This window comes from Microcoleus sp. A003_D6 (genome assembly GCF_036702825.1).
Taxonomy (GTDB): domain Bacteria; phylum Cyanobacteriota; class Cyanobacteriia; order Cyanobacteriales; family Microcoleaceae; genus Microcoleus.
In genome coordinates this window covers 1-19109 of the sequence record NZ_JAUBWA010000127.1, presented here as the reverse complement: position 1 = coordinate 19109, position 19109 = coordinate 1, and the positions used below count along the sequence as shown (strand labels likewise).

The 19109-nt window shown below is 42.6% G+C and carries 15 protein-coding genes; 10 read left to right on the top strand and 5 right to left on the bottom strand.

All coding sequences use genetic code 11. The features are described from left to right. Positions 1-75: 75 nt before the first annotated feature. Positions 76-792 (bottom strand): hypothetical protein, encoded by a 717-nt coding sequence (locus QUB70_RS26450; RefSeq protein WP_332984456.1) that lies wholly within the window; start codon positions 790-792, stop codon positions 76-78. Between the two features lie 191 nt (positions 793-983). Between QUB70_RS26450 and QUB70_RS26445 the strand changes: the two genes are divergently transcribed. After that, entirely contained in the window at positions 984-2906 is a 1923-nt protein-coding gene (locus QUB70_RS26445; RefSeq protein ID WP_332984455.1) for an ABC-F family ATP-binding cassette domain-containing protein, read from the top strand. A gap of 125 nt (positions 2907-3031) precedes the next feature. Here the strand turns inward: QUB70_RS26445 and QUB70_RS26440 are convergent, their stop codons facing one another. After that, positions 3032-3691 (bottom strand): DUF2290 domain-containing protein, encoded by a 660-nt coding sequence (locus QUB70_RS26440; protein WP_332984454.1) that lies wholly within the window; start codon positions 3689-3691, stop codon positions 3032-3034. A 77-nt stretch (positions 3692-3768) separates the two neighbouring features. After that, positions 3769-5880: a DEAD/DEAH box helicase gene (locus QUB70_RS26435; RefSeq protein WP_332984453.1), complete on the bottom strand. Its 2112-nt coding sequence runs from the start codon at positions 5878-5880 to the stop codon at positions 3769-3771. Positions 5881-6724: 844 nt separating this feature from the next. Between QUB70_RS26435 and QUB70_RS26430 the strand changes: the two genes are divergently transcribed. The 5 genes from QUB70_RS26430 to QUB70_RS26410 all read left to right on the top strand — a co-directional run bounded on the left by QUB70_RS26430 (position 6725) and on the right by QUB70_RS26410 (position 11405). Next, positions 6725-7915 (top strand): hypothetical protein, encoded by a 1191-nt coding sequence (locus QUB70_RS26430; protein ID WP_332984452.1) that lies wholly within the window; start codon positions 6725-6727, stop codon positions 7913-7915. 325 nt (positions 7916-8240) lie between these two features. Beyond that, positions 8241-8828: a TIGR04376 family protein gene (locus QUB70_RS26425; RefSeq protein WP_332984451.1), complete on the top strand. Its 588-nt coding sequence runs from the start codon at positions 8241-8243 to the stop codon at positions 8826-8828. Between the two features lie 143 nt (positions 8829-8971). After that, positions 8972-10033 carry an S-methyl-5-thioribose-1-phosphate isomerase gene (mtnA, locus tag QUB70_RS26420; protein WP_332984450.1) on the top strand — a complete coding sequence of 354 codons (1062 nt, stop codon included), beginning with the start codon at positions 8972-8974 and terminating at the stop codon, positions 10031-10033. Positions 10034-10082: 49 nt separating this feature from the next. Next, the gene (locus QUB70_RS26415) at positions 10083-10559 is read left to right on the top strand and encodes a type IV pilin-like G/H family protein (RefSeq protein WP_332984449.1); all 477 of its coding nucleotides are present in this window, start codon (positions 10083-10085) and stop codon (positions 10557-10559) included. Between the two features lie 3 nt (positions 10560-10562). Beyond that, positions 10563-11405, top strand: coding sequence for a sulfurtransferase (locus QUB70_RS26410; RefSeq protein ID WP_332984448.1), 843 nt, complete (start codon positions 10563-10565; stop codon positions 11403-11405). Positions 11406-11640: 235 nt separating this feature from the next. Here the strand turns inward: QUB70_RS26410 and QUB70_RS26405 are convergent, their stop codons facing one another. Then, entirely contained in the window at positions 11641-11988 is a 348-nt protein-coding gene (locus QUB70_RS26405; protein ID WP_015174783.1) for a hypothetical protein, read from the bottom strand. Positions 11989-12229: 241 nt separating this feature from the next. Here QUB70_RS26405 and QUB70_RS26400 point away from each other — a divergent pair, with 241 nt between their 5' ends. Further along, positions 12230-13150 (top strand): cation diffusion facilitator family transporter, encoded by a 921-nt coding sequence (locus QUB70_RS26400; RefSeq protein ID WP_332984447.1) that lies wholly within the window; start codon positions 12230-12232, stop codon positions 13148-13150. A gap of 322 nt (positions 13151-13472) precedes the next feature. Here the strand turns inward: QUB70_RS26400 and QUB70_RS26395 are convergent, their stop codons facing one another. Beyond that, the gene (locus QUB70_RS26395) at positions 13473-14894 is read right to left on the bottom strand and encodes a TIGR03985 family CRISPR-associated protein (protein WP_332984446.1); all 1422 of its coding nucleotides are present in this window, start codon (positions 14892-14894) and stop codon (positions 13473-13475) included. Between the two features lie 213 nt (positions 14895-15107). Between QUB70_RS26395 and QUB70_RS26390 the strand changes: the two genes are divergently transcribed. The 3 genes from QUB70_RS26390 to QUB70_RS26380 are packed head-to-tail and all read left to right on the top strand — an operon-like array spanning position 15108 to position 18971. Next, entirely contained in the window at positions 15108-16628 is a 1521-nt protein-coding gene (locus QUB70_RS26390) for a Card1-like endonuclease domain-containing protein (protein WP_332984445.1), read from the top strand. Next, positions 16625-18316, top strand: a complete 1692-nt coding sequence (locus QUB70_RS26385; RefSeq protein ID WP_332984444.1) for a Cas10/Cmr2 second palm domain-containing protein — start codon at positions 16625-16627, stop codon at positions 18314-18316. The genes QUB70_RS26390 and QUB70_RS26385 overlap by 4 nt, the downstream gene beginning before the upstream one ends. Next, complete coding sequence (locus QUB70_RS26380; protein ID WP_332984443.1) at positions 18300-18971, top strand: RAMP superfamily CRISPR-associated protein; 672 nt, start codon at positions 18300-18302, stop codon at positions 18969-18971. Before QUB70_RS26385 ends, QUB70_RS26380 begins: the two co-directional genes overlap by 17 nt. Positions 18972-19109 lie beyond the last annotated feature (138 nt).

Here is a 19109-nt window from a genome sequence, read left to right as displayed (position 1 = left end):
ATCCTTTCTCTTCGCTGTGCTTACCTCAACGGTCAACTTTCAATTTGATATATTTGCCAAAGTGAGATGCACCCATTAAATACCGTAAGTTTTATCGGGAAGAACATAACGAATAAATCCCCCTTGATTCTCAATTTCTCTAGCCAATAGCCAGAGCATTTCTTCAGACCATAAAGGTTCCTGGTAGTACACAGTCTCGAAGGACAAGCAAGATAGATTCTCTTCGAGTATTTCTGCTGACGATAAGGATTCGTGGTAGGTAACATCGTTAGGAACATCTCCCGACCAAGGAGGAGGAGCCTCGCCTCTAATGTCTCTATAGTCCTGATTTGTGAATTTTTTTTCTCTCCATTTCACTGCTCGATCGCAGTACAAATCTGTTGCGCCGATAAACTCGCCTTGTTGGGCAAAGATTTCGATAAACCTAGCATTGTTTTCCCAACCATCATCACACAACCCTACAACAAACAAAAAAAATGTGTCTTGTTCAGCAATCGGAATTTTTACGAGAGATAATTCACTAAGAGTCCACTGGGAATACCAGAAGTGACGGTCGAAAGCATCAGTAACAGTTTGAGGGATATTCTGCTGTATTCTCTCAATTTCTATACAATCGAAACCTGAAGAAACAGAGATTGCTAACAATTTAAGACTGGCAATTTTTTGATAGATTGGGCAAACGTCAGGGCATTTATTGTGGACTACTGTCTCGTAAAAAGAAGTCACAGCGTTCGCTTCGCAAAACAGCTCGTAAAAATGCCTAACTGCTAGTTTTCTTTCATCTAAATTCATCACTGGAAACCTGAGATGATAATTGAATCGGAATAGAAAACATAAAATAACGATCGCTCAAAATTTAGCTCTAACTTATAGTTAGATCGAAGATGCGGTACAAGACGCAATACGATTCCGAAATAATGCAATTAATACACGTAACACCATGCTACACTAAAGTGAAGTTAGGTAAATGACTTTCTATACAGATGACTATTTTTACTCTGCGATCGATCAAAAAAGACTTCGGCATCAAGGAACTCTTGACAGATGCCAGCTTCAGCCTCGATGAAGGCGATAAAGTCGGACTCATCGGCACCAACGGTTCCGGGAAATCCACCCTGCTGAAAATGATTGCCGGTATGGAGTTGATCGACTCTGGCGATCGCTGGGTCAATCCAGGGTCTACAATTGTGTATCTCCCGCAACAGCCGGATTTAGACGAAAATCACACGGTTTTAGAGCAAGTATTTGCCGACAGCGGCGAACAAATGGCTTTGGTGCGGGAATATGAGGAAATTTCCGATCAACTGTCCCACGGAAAAGGCGATACAGACAAGTTGATGGCGCGTTTGTCGGCGGTATCTGAACGCATTGATGAGGTGGATGCGTGGGATTTGGAAACCAAGGCTAAATTGATTTTGACTAAGTTGGGAATTGAGGATTTTGATGCGAAAATTGCCGATTTGTCCGGCGGCTACCGCAAGCGAATTGCCTTAGCAACGGCTTTGTTGTCCGAGCCCGATGTCTTGCTGATGGATGAACCGACAAACCACTTGGATGCGCTGTCTGTGGAGTGGTTGCAGAACTATTTGAACGGCTATCGCGGTGCTTTGCTGCTGATTACGCACGATCGTTATTTTCTCGATCGCGTTACCAATCGCATCCTGGAGATCGATCGCGGCGACCTTTACAATTATGCTGGAAATTACGCTTATTACTTGGAGAAAAAAGCCCTAGCTGAAGAATCAGCCGCCAGCACTCAGCGCAAATTTTCGGGAGTATTACGGCGCGAGTTGGAATGGCTCAAGAAGGGGCCGAAGGCACGCAGTACCAAGCAAAAAGCTCGGATCGATCGCATTAAAGATATGCGAGCAGAAGAGTTTAAAACAGCCAATGGCAAAGTCGAGATTGCTACAGCGGGCCGCAGGATTGGTAAGAAGGTGATTGAGTTACTGCATATCAATAAAGCTTACGGCGATCGCACTTTAATTAAAGATTTTACCTACAATTTCACACCCGAAGACCGGATTGGAATTATTGGTAGCAACGGTGCGGGAAAATCGACGCTGATGGATATCATCACCGGACGCATTCAGCCGGATTCGGGTACTGTCGAAATTGGGACAACCATTCATATCGGTTATTTCGACCAGCATTCAGAGGATTTGACACCCAATGAAGACCAGCGAGTCATTGAATACCTTAAAAGTGTGGCGGAGTTGGTGCAAACCGCCGACGGGGAAATCATTACCGCTTCTCAAATGTTGGAAAAGTTTCTGTTTCCGCCCAACCAACAGTATTCACCAATTAGCAAACTTTCGGGCGGGGAAAAGCGCCGATTATTTCTGTTGAAAGTGCTGATGAGTGCGCCGAACGTGCTGATTTTGGACGAACCGACAAACGACCTGGACGTGCAGACTTTGGCGGTTTTGGAGGATTATCTCGAAGATTTTAACGGCTGCGTGATTGTGGTGTCCCACGATCGCTATTTTCTCGATCGCACGATCGACATGGTTTTCGCCTTGGAACCGGGCGGCAATTTGCGCTTGTATCCCGGCAATTATTCGGTGTATTTAGACTACAAGAAAGCCGAAGAAGCCAAGGAAATCAAAGGGCAAAAAGAAAAAGAAAAACTTACCCGCACCGTTGAATCTAATAATTCAAAATCCACAATTTCCACTCAAAAAACTACCAAAGTTTCCTTCAATGAGAAGCGGGAATACGAACAATTAGAAAGTCAAATTCCGAAGATGGAAGCTGAAAAAGAAGACATTGAGAAGATTTTGTCTAACAATGCTCCCAGCGGGTTTGCAGAGATGAAGAAGTTATCGGATCGTTTGGCTCAGTTGACGCAGGAGATCGATCGGGCGACTGAGCGCTGGTTGGAATTGGCGGAACGGGTGGGTTAGGAGAGAAGGAAGAAGGAAGAAGACAGAATAATTCTTGGTATCGGAATTATTCATCTCTCTCTTCTCTGACTCTGCGGCCTCTGCGGTTTAATCATTCCGATGCAACCAGATTTTAGATCGTTTGGTCATTCAAGAGCTATGTGCAATAACTTTTTCTCTGCGGGGGTTATAGTTTTATCAAAAAGCTTACTGGAAAATGTAAGTTGATCTGTGAATTTTTTAAATGCGGTGTTGTAAAAACTACGAAGAATAAAAGATATGAATGTACTGGGTGCTATGGGAGAGCAAACAGGTATTCTACAATTTTTGAATTGTCCGAGAGTTAGATGAGATTTCGGGTGATCTAATTCTTGATGGTTGTGTGGATCGTAATCAAATCTAATTGGTACTGGCAATATATTTTTTGCTATTATGTCTGCATATATTTCGTCATTTTCATAAATCTCCGGATCGTTCTGAAAGTTTTCTAAAAATGGTGATGGAAAAAAGGCTAATCTATGTGAAATTAAACTAGAATTTTCATAAGTATACATCAACTGGATTAACGCACCATCAATCATTTTGATATTATAGTTGTCATTTCTATCTAATTCCTCATACATCTCTTTGTAATCAACATTTTTCAATACTATTGAGAGATCCTGCATTCCAGAATATGCGATTTTATAACTACCTTTACCAGTCTGTGTAGATGAAGGAAAATTTTGTTTATCCGATAAACCAATTAATATTAATTTTTGAGTGATTTCCTTAATTTCTTTGAAAATCTCTTGATGGCTAGTCATTAAACTTATTCATAAATTAGATTTTACTTTATGCAGGTTAAGAGTTTTAGATTAGTTGCTGGGTATGTTCAAGATTCTTACAGCTTTTCTTTGAGTTGATTTACTAACTCTGGGGGTAAGTCTTCTTTCTGGATGTCACCTTTCTCAAGAGCTTCAATTAACTCTTTTATGCTACTACGTGACTTAGCTATAATACCGCGTCCCTTTGGGTTAATCTCTCTATTAATAAGGTTCATTTTTTTACGTTCTTCTTCTGTAGGATAAGTGAATTCAAGAACAAAGTTTCCACCCTTAATCTTCTCAAATTCTTCTACTAAACCTCTCATATTTTCACCATAACCTAATACTCTTATCCAAGCTTTGCTTCTTGTCATCGCAGTAAATAAGATATTCCTTTTCCTAGCAAGTTCTAAGCCTGAGAAGCATTCTTGAGCATTGATTACATAGATCATTGCAGCTTCATTTCCTTTGGCTCTATTGATACTCGTAAAAATAATAGTTTCTTCACGAAAAAAATCATCGGGTGAAGTTGTTACTCCAGCAAGGTTAGAGTTAATCCCCTTTTCAAATAGTAAAGCTCTAGCGTCTCCAACAGCCTCTCTAGTTGTCGGTGGATTAGAGTGGATAACCATTATATCGTCACATTTCAACTCATCTTCCTTCAGATTCTTCTCAATTTCATTTGTTAACCATTCAATTTGTGTTTGGTTACTATCAAAAGATTTTAACATGATTAAGTCTTCAATAGATGAATGAGATTCGAGGAACTTGGGACTGGTATTGTTAGTTCTAGAAAGCTTGACAAATTTTCCATCTTCAAGACTTCCAGCCTCTACTTCATAACCAATGTCTGTCCATAATCCAGCAGATTCAAACATCTGGATTAATCCTTCTTTTCTATATATACCAAAACCTAAAGCGTGTGCAGAAGTTAGGATGGGACGAGAATTTCTGTAGCATTTTTCTAAAATAATATCTTGTTTTGGCTCCCCTGGTTTGTTCTGAAGTTGAACCACTGGTTTACCGTGAGCATCTTTTCCAAAGATGACTTCCGGTGATTCCATTGTCTTTTTATTGAGATTTTGAAGCTCATCATAAGCATAAACCATTCTTTTTGGATATTTTAAAATCCCATAACAAAGTTGCAGAAAATGTTGAGAGAAATCCTGAGCTTCATCAATTAATATGGCATCATAATAGCGCTGAGAAGTTTTAATTGAGTTGAGAGCTTCTTCACAAACTTTATCAAATTCTTGACCATATTTTGCAATCGTTTTTGCGGAATTTAAATCTCTATATTCAATGTTGTGTTTTTTGCAAAATTCATAATAGATTCCTTCTATTGATGGACTTCCCCAAGCATGAATAATTTTGATTTTATCCCAGTCAGGCTCTTCGCTTATATGTTCAATAGTAAAAGTATTAATAAGCTGTTTAAGTTGACCTTTCAGTGAGCGGGTATTAAAAGTGATAGCAATATTCCAATCGGGATGTTTGGCGTGTAGATATGCAGCTTTAAGGGCTAAAACTATGGTTTTACCTGAACCAGCAAGACCTCTAATTCTCTGTACACCTTCCACTGTTTCAATTACAGCAGCACTCTGATTTCTATCTAAGTTGGCTATAGATTCTTCTAGTTTATGTAGTTTTGCACCCCTAGAGTTTTCTTGCTGAACATAGCTACGCTGCTTCCTTTTTCTTATGGAAGTCATAGCTTGTATTACTGAGTTAAGCTTCTCAAAATATTCACTGGATTTCCAAGTTTGTTCCTTCAAATACTTTTCTAGTTCTGATTCATTAGTTATGATGGGATAATCATTCAAAGAAATATTATTGGGTTTAATTTTCCAAGCTGGTGCAAATGTTACAACACCAATTTCCACCATCAATAATCTTTTGTTAGTAAGAAATTTATGTTGAAGTAGTTTAGATTGAATTTTATTTATGCTCTCATCTTGTGCTTCTTCTATGTTTAGGGTAGTGTCCGTTCCTTCCACAATGTTGAAAATAACAACACCCTGCTCTCTGGATACCAAAAGAGCATCTATCTGATAGCCGCCCTGAGAGGTTCCGATGATTGGGTATCCTAGATATAAGTTGCCATCGATATCAGCTCTCTTCTCAAAGAACTCAGCTAGCCTTCTAGATGACTCTGGTTTATCTACATCGCCTCGGATAACGTTAACCATGAGATATTGCCTTACCTAATGTATGTACATTTATTATCGCTCAATTCGGAGCGATCGTCCAACCTGTATTTTTAAGGCGAAAGCCGGAACTCGCCGTTGGGAGGTGGAGCAAGTTTCGCTGGATATTCCCCTCAGCTTTTATCCTCTGTCAAGCTCCAGCAATGACAATTTTCTTGCTGCGCTGAATTAGGCAAATTTAGAGTTTGCTATTTTCTGTAAAAATTGGCTCGCGCGTTCCTATTTATAAGTTAAACTTATATTTAATTTAAGGATTTTTTTTATTTTTATATTACAAATAATGTTGTAAAAAAATGTAAAAAAAATATTAGGAATAATTCTTATTTAGCCGACGATTTTGCAACCTTTGACAATTTATTACCTAATTGTGATGAAGCTATGGTACTATTAATAAAGTTATAAAATCTGCTGCTTGTTATTGTCAAGCAAACTGACCAAAAACTTAAGACGGATAAAAGTCTAAAATCCTTGCCTAAGCTGCAATGCGATCGGAAACAGCGACAAAAAACCCGCTTTTTTTGCGAGAACGTCAAGTAAAGCTGTGTGTCAAAAACTGTGAAGGCCCGGAGGGTGGGGTTGACAAAAGCAGTAGAATATGCGGTAAAAGTCAGGGTAAGCAAGTAAGACTGGCAGCCGAAAAAGCCCAAAACAGGTAAAAAAAAGTCGATCGGGCAAAGTAAGTTGGCCGAAGACTAAAAATATGGTGATGGGTGAGATACAATTGACCTGTTCTGAGCCAAGAATTGGTCAACATCACAAGTATCCTGTAGAAGTCTGATAGTTGAAAATCTCAGGGTTGTCGAGGAGCGGGAGCAAACAGAAAACTATGCCTCAAAAAGTAATCGCCAAACAGATGTCTTTGGAATCATCAGCGTCCGATCCGATCGCCGTGAAGGCGACGGTGGAAACAGTGCCAGCCGAAGCCGTGGCAGTAGAGTCCTACGCCGATCGGTTGATGGACGAACTGTTTGAAGGAGTCGATCGAGCATTCGACGGCAGCGGCGGACTGCCAGCCGAGCCGGTAGCGCCAGAATTCGTGGCGCTCAAGTCGATCTCGGTACCTCAAATAGTTTTGTCGCAGTTGGCGCCCCAGCCGCAGCCAGCCGAAAAAGATGTAGAAGCGATCGCCCGCCAAGTCGCCCTAGAAACAACCCAAAAACAGCAGTCCAAACAATCTTTCGACAGAATCCTGCTGGGAGCAGCATTTGGGTCTCTGCTGCTAGTCATGGGGTTGTGGCTGGCAAGCAGGTCGGGACTGGTGCGCTTGCCCGCCGCCCCCGCACCAGAGACGCCGGTAGCCAGCGTAAAAACAGCACCAGACACCCCGTTTGTCGAATACGTGCAGCGCTCGCTAGAAGCGATAGAGCAAAAAAAAGCACCCCAGGCAAACCCCCAAGTTGCGGGAGTTCCGGGAGTCGCCACCCCTGGGACGTTGCCGAGCATTTCAATTTCCGGCGCGCCGCCGGCAACCGCAGGTCTTTCGACAGCAGTCAACCGCATCGCTGATGCCCTAGAACAAGCCAGCGCGCAGCCGGGAGCACCTGCACCCCAAGTCGTAGTCATCCCTCCCCCCGCTCAGGTGACTGTGGCTCCGGCTGCTCCTGAAACCGCCACAGTTTCCCCCTTGCAGGCTGCTCCAGCCTCCGGTCGTGCGATCGCCGCCGCCGGTCGCGCGATCGCCGGTTCCCCTTCCCCTTCGGAGTCTCCCCAGCCGAAGATTTTGGCTCGCGAAACCGAACTGGCACCAGCGCCCTCCGCTGAGCAATCCGCGCCCGCGCCCCAGCAATCCGCACCGGCCGTCAGCAGCGCGCCGACTTCCGCGCACACGCTGGTAGGCATTTTGGAATTGGGCGATCGATCGGCCGCTTTATTTGAAGTAGACGGCGTAGCCCGCAGAATTTATGTGGGCGAAAGCATCGGCGCCAGCGGTTGGACGCTGGCAGAAATCAAAAATCAAGAAGCAGTTATCCGCAAGGGAGGAGATGTGCGATCGGTTTTTGTCGGGCAGAAATTCTAATCAGTCATCAGTCATCAGTCCTTAGTCATTAGTTATGAGTTATATCATTGGTAATCGGTAATGGGCAGCGATCGGGCTGTATATCACGAGCAGTGCAAACAGTTATAATATAGGAACAGCCAAGAGGTTCTTAATTGCTGAAACCATTGCTCTTATTACTTCTTGCTTCTATCCGTTAAATCGGTTCCCCAATTCGTTGCCGAACTTTCTTCCGCTATAACTAACAATTAATGACCAATCGATCTCCAGTGACGAAAAACCAATGACTAATAACTAATGACCAATGACTAATGACTCATAACTGATGACTGAGGACTTATAAAAAATGGGCTTATTTGATGATTTCAGCCGCTTTCTAGAAACTAGATTAGAAGAATTTTTGCGCAGCAATCCCCATCTGGAATTGCAGGCAATAGAGGAACAACTGAAGGAACAAGAAGAAGACACCCTGCGACTGATTCTCGATATCCAGAAACAAGAGAAAAAACTGCAAGCAGAAATTCTCTCCGCAGCCCAAGAAATTCAGCGCTGGAACGATCGAGCGAACAAAGCCAAAGCCGCTCAAAGGCTTGACCTCGCCCAAGCAGCCCAAGAGCGACAAGCAACTTTGCTGCGTCAGGGAAATCAGCGCTGGGGGCAAATGCAAGGCTGCAAAGAACGGATAGAAAAAGCAAAAGAACTGTACCGCCAAATTCAGGTGCGGCGAAAGGAAGTCCGAGCAAAAGCAGCGGAAGCAGCAATTCACAATGCTACCAAAACAGCTACTAAAACAGAGCAGAATTGGGATACAAAGGGTTGGAATCAGAGTTCAAATTATAGCAGTTTTAATGCGGCAGATCCTTTAGAAGAAAAGTTTCAACACTGGGAAGCTGAGGAAGAACTCGATCGAATGAAGCGCAATGTAGGCCGATAGTTACGAAAGCATTCCAATCCGCTTCTGGGCGGACTCACCCGAAACTCGGATTCCCAGTGCAAATATTCGTAAACCCTCATAACATAGAGGAATAGTCGCCTTCATGGCATCATATAAACTTGTCCCTCACATAATTGAAATTGATGACTGCTCAAAACTCCCCGGTTTCCCCCGTCACCTGGATCGAAGACCGAGTTCTGCTAATTGACCAAAACCGATTGCCGAAAGAATACGGTGTAGTCGAAATTAGCCACTCTCAAGATATGGCTGAAGCGATTAAAACTATGATAGTCCGAGGTGCTCCGGCGATCGGGGTAGCAGCAGCTTACGGGATGTATTTGGGTGCGAGGGAAATCGAAACGGGCGATCGCACCGAATTTCTCGCTAAACTAGAACAAGTTGGTGAGTTATTGCGATCGACTCGTCCTACTGCGGTAAATTTGTTTTGGGCGATATCGCGAATGCTCAAAACAGCCGATCGAACTAGCGGTTCCGTCGAACAAATCCAAAAAACTTTGTTAGAAATGGCTAAAACCATTCAAGCAGAAGATTTACAAACTTGTAAAGATATCGGCGACAAAGGCTTGGAAGTTCTGCCAGCAACACCCGAAAAATTGAACTTACTAACTCACTGCAACGCCGGTGCCTTAGCTACAGCAGGCTACGGAACTGCTTTAGGTGTATTTCGTTCTGCTTGGCGAGAAGGAAGACTCGGAAGAGTTTTTGCAGACGAAACTCGTCCCCGTCTCCAAGGTGCAAAACTGACAACTTGGGAATGCGTGCAAGAAGGAATTCCCGTCACATTAATAGCCGACAATATGGCCGCTCACTGCATGAAACTCGGCATGATTCACGCAGTAGTTGTCGGTGCAGACAGAATCGCTGCTAACGGCGACGCAGCTAATAAAATTGGCACTTACAGTTTAGCAATTGTTGCCAAAGCTCACAACGTTCCCTTCTTTGTCGCCGCGCCTCTTTCGACAATTGATTTTGAACTTTCAGACGGCAGCAAAATTCCCATTGAAGAACGCGATCCAGTTGAAATGTATCAAGTTGGAACTACGCGAATTTGTCCTGTGGGAGTCGAATTTTACAATCCCGCTTTTGACGTAACTCCGGCGGAGTTAATATCGGGAATAATCACAGAACACGGCACGGTTGCTCCTGGGGCGTTGAAACAGTTTCAAGCGAAACAATTGGTTTGATTGTATGTTGCTCAACCGCTCATTCCACCTATTATCTGTGAAATTAAGCATGATTTCTAGCAGCCGCAACTGGCAGATAAAAGTTGCGATCGCAGCTCTAACTCTGCCAGTTGTTTTCAGTCCAGTCTCGAAAGCTCAAGTGTCACAAACGCTTAAAGCTAAGGAATCAGAAGCCAAAAAATTTGTGGTTTCGATGAATAAAGCTCAGCAAGTTTACTATGCTGAAAAAGCAGGCTTTACAAATTCTGTTTCCAATCTATTGGTTTATATGGGTCTCCAAATTAAACCTGACGCAGCCAATTATAGCTACTCGATCGGCATGGTGAAAAAAGGTGCTGTATTTAACTACGGAGTATCGAAGCAAGCTAATCTCAAAAGTTTTGTGGGGGGAGTCTTTTTGGTGGGAAACAAGACCCAAACAATTTTGTGTCTAAATGCTGCTCCTGGCAAGATTAAACCAGCTCCTCCAACTAATACCAAAGGGATTTTAGCCTGCGGTGCTAATACAGCCAAAGTTGCTCAATAAATTATGTCTAATTTACTGGGTAATTTAGCAAATAACTGGATAGTAAACGCAGATTTAGCTAAGCAATTGCTGGAAGAAGGAGCTACTCTGCTAGATGCTCGCGCACCCATTTTAAAGTGGTTTTGCCGCCTCCCGAAAGCTGTTCCGGTAACTTGGCAGGAATTTTCGCGATCGCACTTTCCCCAAAAGGGAAAAATTCTGGAAAATAAGACAGTTTTAACTCAAAAACTGCAAGCAATTGGCATTTGTCAAGACAAACCTGTCATAGTCGTTGCCGATTCGGTGAAAGGGTGGGGCGAAGACGGGCGAATGGTTTGGATGCTGCGGACTTTGGGACACGAAAAAGCTGTTTTTGTGGATGGAGGATATCGAGCTTTAATCAAAACTGGAATTTCTCAAGTAAAAGCTGCAAACAATCCACCGAAAACCGGAGATTTTGTAATATCTCGCCGCCAGAATTGGGAAATTAAACAGGATGATTTAAAAGCTATTTTAGGCAATGATAATTTAGTCATTATCGACGCCAGAGAGCCGCGAGAATATGCAGGTAAAACGCCTTACGGAGAAAAGCGGGGCGGCCACATTCCCGGTGCGGTTCACCTTTACTACAAACAGTTAATGGATCGGCGCGGACAACTGCTGACTTGTGAGCAAATTGGGGCTATTTTGCAGCAGAAAGGAGTTTCCCTTTCAACTCAGATTGTAACTTATTGTAGTGGGGGAATTCGCTCTGCATGGTTGACTTGTGTCTTGACAAATTATGGATTTAATGCTAAGAATTATGCAGGTTCAATGTGGGAATGGTCGGCGTCGCCAGCAGATAGCTATCCCCTGAAAAAAAATTAAAAGTAGCAATTAGAAATTAGTCGTAGGGTGCGTCAGAAGAGATTCTCTCAATTACTGATAAAAGAAACTTAGCTGACGCACCTTACTAAGCCAATTAGTCAGAGGGTGCGTCAGAAGAGAGTCTCTGAATTATCGACAAAAGAACCCTAGCTGACGCACCCTACTGAAGCCAAAACCCCAATGATTCTAATGGGAATTTAACCTTGACAAACGGGCGGGCTTCAGGTTGAGAATCTCAACCGACTTGTTCGATATACTGAGCGAGATCGTCGCGCAGGCGGCTGAGTTCGGCTTCGGTGGTGACGCGCACGCGATCGTCCCTAACAGTAATCAGCACTTTTGCAGCAAAAGGAGTTGGCCAGATATTCGGGTTGCAGAAAACTTCCAAAAATACATCTCCTGCATACCGATATTCCATCGGTTTTTGGGGAGAAGCTTTAGCGCCAGCGGTTTTGGCTGCTACAGCTTTCAAGCTTTCCATCAAAGCTGCAATTTCGCTTTGCAAATCCCGCGCGGCTTGCGGGGAAAAGCTAAAGGAGACAGAGCCCTCGACTAAATTCAGTGTCAGCGGAGAAAGAGACATGGGCAATGAAATTTAACATACTATTGTTAATGATAAAAGATATAGTAACCCAAAAGAAGTACATTGCAGCTCAATTGGACTGCGAGAATGCTATTAATTAAAATTTGTCTCAAGAAGCGAGGCTAAATTAATGAATATAAATCTAGTCGCAAGCTAGATTCCGCAATACTTTTAACCTTTTATGACTTGATAAGCTTTAAACTAGAAACCAGAAAACTTGACGGCAGATAGAGGAGATTTTATGGTAGCTGATAACCGTTCCGAAATCCGCAAGGTTTTAATAATTACTTTATTGCTAAATTTGCTGGTGATGGCAATTAAAGCAGCCGTGGGATGGCTTACTGGTTCCCTGAGTTTGCTGGCAGATGCTTTGCACAGCGTCACGGACAGCGCTAATAATATTTTAGGATTGGTAACTAATCATTATGCCAATCCGCAGCCCGATCGCGATCATCCCTACGGACACCAGAAATTTGACGCTCTCGGAGCTCTGGGAATTGCTGTTTTTCTGGGAATTGCCTGTTTTGAAATTCTCAGCGGCGCTGTTGAAAGGTTGCTCAAAGGTGGCACAGTTGTCAAAATATCCCCAAATGAACTGTGGATATTGCTACTCGTACTGGGGATTAATATTTTTGTCACTTTTTACGAGCGCAGTGTTGGCAAACGTCTCGGTAGCGCGATTTTAGTGGCTGACGCTCAGCACACGATGAGCGATGTTTGGGTGACAATTATGGTCATCGCGGGGTTGATTGGAGTTTGGCAAGGGCAGGTTTGGAATATACCTCAATTGCAATCTCTGGACGTGTTTTTGTCTTTTCCCGTGGCTGTTTTAGTATTTAGCAGCGGTTGGAAGGTTTTAAGGGAAAATCTGCCTTGGTTGGTGGATGAAATGGCGATCGCACCGGAAGTTATTCATGCGATCGCGATCGATGTACCGGGGGTTGTCAACTGTCACTCGATCGCCTCCCGCGGCGTTGTAGGGCGTCAAGTATTTATTGATATGCACATGATTGTCGATGCTGTCGATGTAGAAACAGCTCACCGGATTACAGAAGAAGTAGAAGCCCGTTTGGAAGAACGTTTCAGCCCTGTACGCATCTTGATTCACGTTGAGCCACCAGCTTACCATTCCGACGAAATTACTTACGATGCTGAAAAATGAAGGCACAACCAGTGATTTTGACACGGATACACGGATTAATTGAAGAATCGGGAAAGTATTTTTACTTAGCGCAATTCCTCGAATTTTTTAAATCCTAGCTGAAGGGAAGGCACAACCAGTGATTTTGACACGGATACACGGATTAATTGAAGAATCGGAAAAGTATTTTTACTTACCGCAATTCCTCGAATTTTTTAAATCCTATCAATCAGGTTAAAGCGATCGCACTTAATTTAGTGCTAGTTTTCCACAGGAAAAGGGGGGTTTTCCACAGAAATCGGTAAGTTTTCCACAATAGGTTTGATAATTATCGAGCAAAAAACTATTGGTACAAGTTCCGAGTTTTTTGGATTTCTACGGCCATTTTCTGTCGCAAGTCCCAAGGTAGTAGAATTTCGACTTCTGAACCCAGAGCTCGCAACCACCTCAGCGGGTAGTAGTCTGTAACTCGGTAAGTGACTTGGTAGTAAGCATCGTCGGTTGGGCGAGACTGGAGGATTTGTAAAAGTGCCGATCGATGTTCTGGGTTGGGAGTATATTGTTTGATTAATGTGGCGGCGCGATCGATATCTATGGCGCTACAGGTATGGTGAATGCTGATTCCTTGCATATAACTTTGATGAAAAGTGCGATCGAACCGCAATACCATCAGCGCAGTTTGCTTATAAAAATCGCAGCCCCAAGCTTCCTTTAACATATCGTTAACTGTTTTGGGAGTTGGCAGGTTATTTTCCTGATATTTTTCCTTGAGTAATTGCGGAACCCGAGAATCTTGCCAATCCAAGGATTCTAGACGTTTTGAAATTATGCGATCGAGCCGATATTTGTACCAATGAATTTCACCTCTGGGGGTGCTGCCGTAGGCACACAAATATTTAGCTCGATCCATAAAGTAAATGCAAACAGGATAAACAACGCACTCTTTAATCTGATTTTGATGAGCGCTGCGATAAGTTAATAGCAAAGGAGCGATATTTTGAGAATCCCACATTTCCTGCAATTCGCTCTGAAATTGATCGACAGCATCTTGCAGGGGACTAGATTCGGGTACGAGATAATCAACGTACAAAAAGACGCGGTGGTTATCTTCATCAACTACCTCTTCGGAAAAATGTTCTGCTAATACGGGTAAACTCGGGTCTAGAAAACTAACCATCCCCAAAGTAGCAGCGACATAAGCCTGTGCTTTTTGAGTCAAATAGCTGTCAGGATTGAGGTTTTCTGTTTGACTAAAAATGGGCGGTATTGTGCCAACTCGGAGGTATTTTTTACTTCTACCAGTCACACTCGTTAACCGTTGGAGCAAATTCCGACTCACCAATAAATCGAAGTCATTTTGCAGGGATTTGCGTACCTGAGCGAATAACTTTTCTGCCAAGAGCTTGTCTAAATCGGCATCGGTAATAGCTATTTGTTTTCGCAAAGATTGTCGCCACTCTTTGACAGAGGCATTGTATTTTATCAGCCACTGTTGCGTTGTTTTGTTGCAAGCACAATTGGGGTCTGAATAGTTGATAATATCTTCGTGCTTTTCATCTTTGTAATTTTTGCCGAAGAAAGATTCGCGCCAATCAGCATAGGTAAAGGGATTGTCAAGGGCAATATATCCCTCGTCGCTGTACAGCCAACTTACCAAAACCCACAACCTGATGGCGCGGGTGAGATTCTGTATTTGGTCAAGTGTTCCGTTGGCGAAATCCTCTAGGAGTCTGGGTTTCGGGGGATTGCGAAAGGTTGGGTTCATGGTGGGTTTGGGGATTTGTGTTGTGTTTTTTTGGCTTTTTTAGCGTAAGGGCGATCGGAAGGGGGTGTTTCCGATAGGATGTCATAATAGGGGAGACACGGATAAGTTAGCTTTTGTGGCAGGGGAGTGCGATCGGAATGTACGATCGTGAAAGCAGCCCGCAAAGTATTCCGTTGACTTAAATTTATATCCAGTGGAGTTCAACAACACGATATGAGTACATCCGAAACAGATTACAAAGTCGATCATTTGTTCTTGCTCGTTGGCGAGAACCCACTACCTAACTACATTGCGGCAAAAATGTTGCTCAAAGAGAAAGACGGTGACAAACAAGGTGGGACTGTTCACTTGGTACACAGCACAGACACCGCGGGTAAAGCAGATTGTCTTGAGAGAATGTTGGCACCTATCAACTTTGATGAATTTATTTCGCTAGGTAAAAGTGAGGCTGACTCTAGTGTAATTAGAAAAAAAATTCAAACTCGTGTAAAAAAAATCTTGGATATTTATCCAAACACTACTTTTACTTTTGGTTTGAATTATACAGGTGGAACTAAAGCAATGTCTGTTCATAGTTATCGTGCTTTGTTTGAAGCTTCAGGAGTTCCCGATGCCAAGTTTAGCTATCTTGACGCTCGAAGTTTACAAATGCTAATAGATAGGGAAAACTACTCTCCTAAAGCAGAAACAGTTCCTATCAAACTTTCACTCCAAGAAATCTTTGACTTGCATGATTTACGTTGGGAATCAGAGCAAAAACCAGTTTCCGAGCCAATTCTCCATGAATTAGCGATAGAGTTTGCGAAACTACATACCGATCCGAGTTTAGTAATAGCATGGCGCTGGTGGTGCGATAACGTACTAAAACCTGCTACAAAAATACTGAAGAAAAAGCAAAACAAACCGCCTGAATGGGAATGGAAGAAGGACGACCTGATAGATAAAGTTACTTTAAAACCAGATTTTGCTCTTCAGAAATTGAATGAAGCCTTGCAGGAGTTTCTCAAGCAACCGGAAGAGAGCAAGTCGCTTTTAGAAGCTTTTCAACAAGAAAATTTTAAAACAGTAAAAGAGCTTGGCAATTTTTACAATGCTTTATGGGTTCCAGAGGATAAACCACACATAGAAAAAGTAATTAAACTTTTGGTGCATGGCAAGTATTTGGGTGAATATGAAAGCGAATTATCGCTCAATAAAATGGCTGAAATATCTAAGGAAATTGCTGAAGCCTATAACCAATCTGATGAAAACGAAAAGCCTTACTTGGAGAAATCGAAAGATGCCTGTCGATGGCTTGATGGTCTTTGGTTGGAGCATTATGTATTACATCAAGTCGAGGAAATTTCTAAAAATCATCCTGGTTTGATAAATGATAGCGGAATGTCATTTAAAGTCAAAGATGCGAAAAAAGAAAAATTTGAGTTTGATGTTGCCTTCGTCAAAGATTACCAACTGTTTGCCTTATCTTGTACCACCGATGCTAGCAAAGGACTCTGCAAATCAAAACTATTTGAAGCCTATATCAGAGCGCGTCAATTAGGCGGAGATCAAGCGCGAGTGGCTTTAGTCTGTTGCTACAACAACCCAAAAGATTTAGAAAAAGAAATGAAAGTTGAGACTGAAGTAGATAAGAAAGACCCAAAAATTGCTGTTTTTGGCTGCAAGGAGCTTGATAACCTTCATGTTCATATTAAGAACTGGATTGACGAAATTAACCGTTACTATGCGCCATGAGTAAATATATTGCAACTGTAATTGATACAACGGGAATACAGCCATACATCTTCGGCAGCAACCGCTTGCGGGAAAATATTGGTGGATCGTATTTAGTCGATCGAGCAACTGATGAATGGGTTAAGTGGGCTTTGCGTCAAAGATTTGGAGAAAATTTGTATATCCCTCGCACTCAACCAGAAAAACAGATTGACAAAGATAATCTTGATGCTGAATTAGTCTATACGGGAGGTGGTAACGCAGTTCTTTTGTTCAAAGATAAAGAAAGTGCGATCGCTTTTACTAAAACTCTCAGCGAAAAAGTATTGCGAGAAGCACCAGGCTTAAAAATTGTAGTTGCTCACAGTCAACCCTTTGAATGGGGAAATAACTTATGGACAGTTATTGATAGTCTAATCAAGGAATTAGAACGAAAAAAACGCGAATACAACGCTTCTGTCCCTTTGCTGGGTTTAGGGTCAACTGCTAGCTGTCTTTCCACTGGATTAGTAGCAGTAGATAGTAGCGATCGCTACGGCGTTCCCACCAGTTATCCAGTTTCGAGAGAAATCGTGGAAAAACTGCGTGCTGTTGACTCTCAAAATTATGCACCAGCAAATAAACAGCTAATAAAGACTATCTTTGAAGGATTAGAACTAGGTGATTACATAGTTCCCTATGATGTTGACGATTTAGGTCGCACCGAGGGAAGAAGTAGTTACATGGCGATCGTTCATGCTGATGGGAATGGAATGGGCGATCGCTTCAAAGAATATGGCAGTAAATCTCAATCGGATCGGGATTATGTTATTCGTATGCGTGACCTTTCTGAGAAAGTTAATCAAGCAGGAATAAATGCTCTCCGAAAGGTTGCGGCTAGAGTTATCCAATTAGCAGAGGGGGAATTACAGGAGCAATTTGCAATTACAGAAAGAGATGGTAAAAAATATTTACCCTTTCGTCCAATAGTTTATGGCGGTGATGATGTCACATTTGTGTGTGATGGACGTTTGGGATTAACTTTAGCTGCACTCTACCTCAAGGAATTTGAAGCTGAAAAGGAAAATATTCCCGATGGAAAAGATTTAACCGCCTGTGCAGGAATAGCAATTGTCAAAACTCATTATCCATTTGCCAGAGCTTATCAATTAAGCGAGGCACTGTGCAGCAACGCTAAAAAATTTATGCGTGACGAGAAAGAACGATTAAGAATATCGAGAATATCGGATTTCTCTGCAATAGATTGGCATATTGCTGCTAGTGGATTGTTAGGCTCGATCGGTGAAATCCGCAAACGAGAATATCAAGTAGCAGAAGGTAATCTTACCATGCGACCTCTATACTTGCAGTCCGATCGTGAATGGCGAAATTGGGATAATTTTTCTCAAGTAGTGCATAAATTTAACACGCATCCAGATTGGGCTGGTAGTCGAAATAAAGTAATAGCATTGCGAGAGCAGCTACGCCAAGGTACACAAAAAACCAAGCAATTTTTACAGGTTTACGGTTTGGATAAGAACTATTTACCTCCGTTTCCCGAAGCCAAAGCAAGAAATGATGACTTCTATCAATGTGGCTGGATTGACGATCCCAGAAAAAATGAGAGAATTTGTGGCTATTTTGATGCCATTGAAGCGATGGAATTTCATGTGCCACTAAAGGAGAAAACTGATGGACACTTATTATCTGAAAATGTTACTACTCAGTGACACTACCTTTGGGCGTGGTGATGGAGTTGCAGGTTTAATTGACCAAGAAGTAGAACACGATTCGAGCGGATTTCCCTACTTACGAGGACGGACTCTTAAAGGGTTGTTAAGTGAGGAGTGCGATAACTTGATTGATGTCCTTTCCGATCCTCCGCATTCCCGTTGGATAGAAGCAGCAGAGCATTTATTTGGCATACCTGGTAGTAACCTTGGCACTATCTCCAAAATGCACGTTGGTGATGCTTGTTTACCCTCAAACTTGCGAAGGGAAGTAGGTATTCAACTTGAGCAGGAAAAGGAGAGAGAACGCAGAGGTCAGGAAAGAAGGCTAACAGAATCAGATGTTCTCTCTTCCCTTACTACCATTCGCCGCCAGACTTCTATTAACCCGGAAGATGGCGCACCTGTGGAACATAGTTTACGTTCAAGTAGAGTTATCGTGAGAGATTTGTGTTTCACTGCAAAACTATTCTTTGAAGAGAAACCAACAGCAGATATGCTAGCACTATTAGCCGTAAGTACATTAGCACTGCGACGAGTTGGCAGTGTAAGAAATCGAGGGCGAGGTCACGTTCAGTGTACGCTGCATGACTCGAAGGGTAAAGAAGTTAATCAAGAGCATTTCCGTTATTTCGATCGGGAGACAAAGGGATGAAAGCAATTACTTTTCTACTGCATACCAAGCAACCAATTTTAGCGACATCGCTACAAGGTGATGGGAGCATCCCGGTTTTGTAAATATCCCCAAATTAGCATAAAATGAGTAAAATCCAAAGAAACGTTAAAAAAGAGT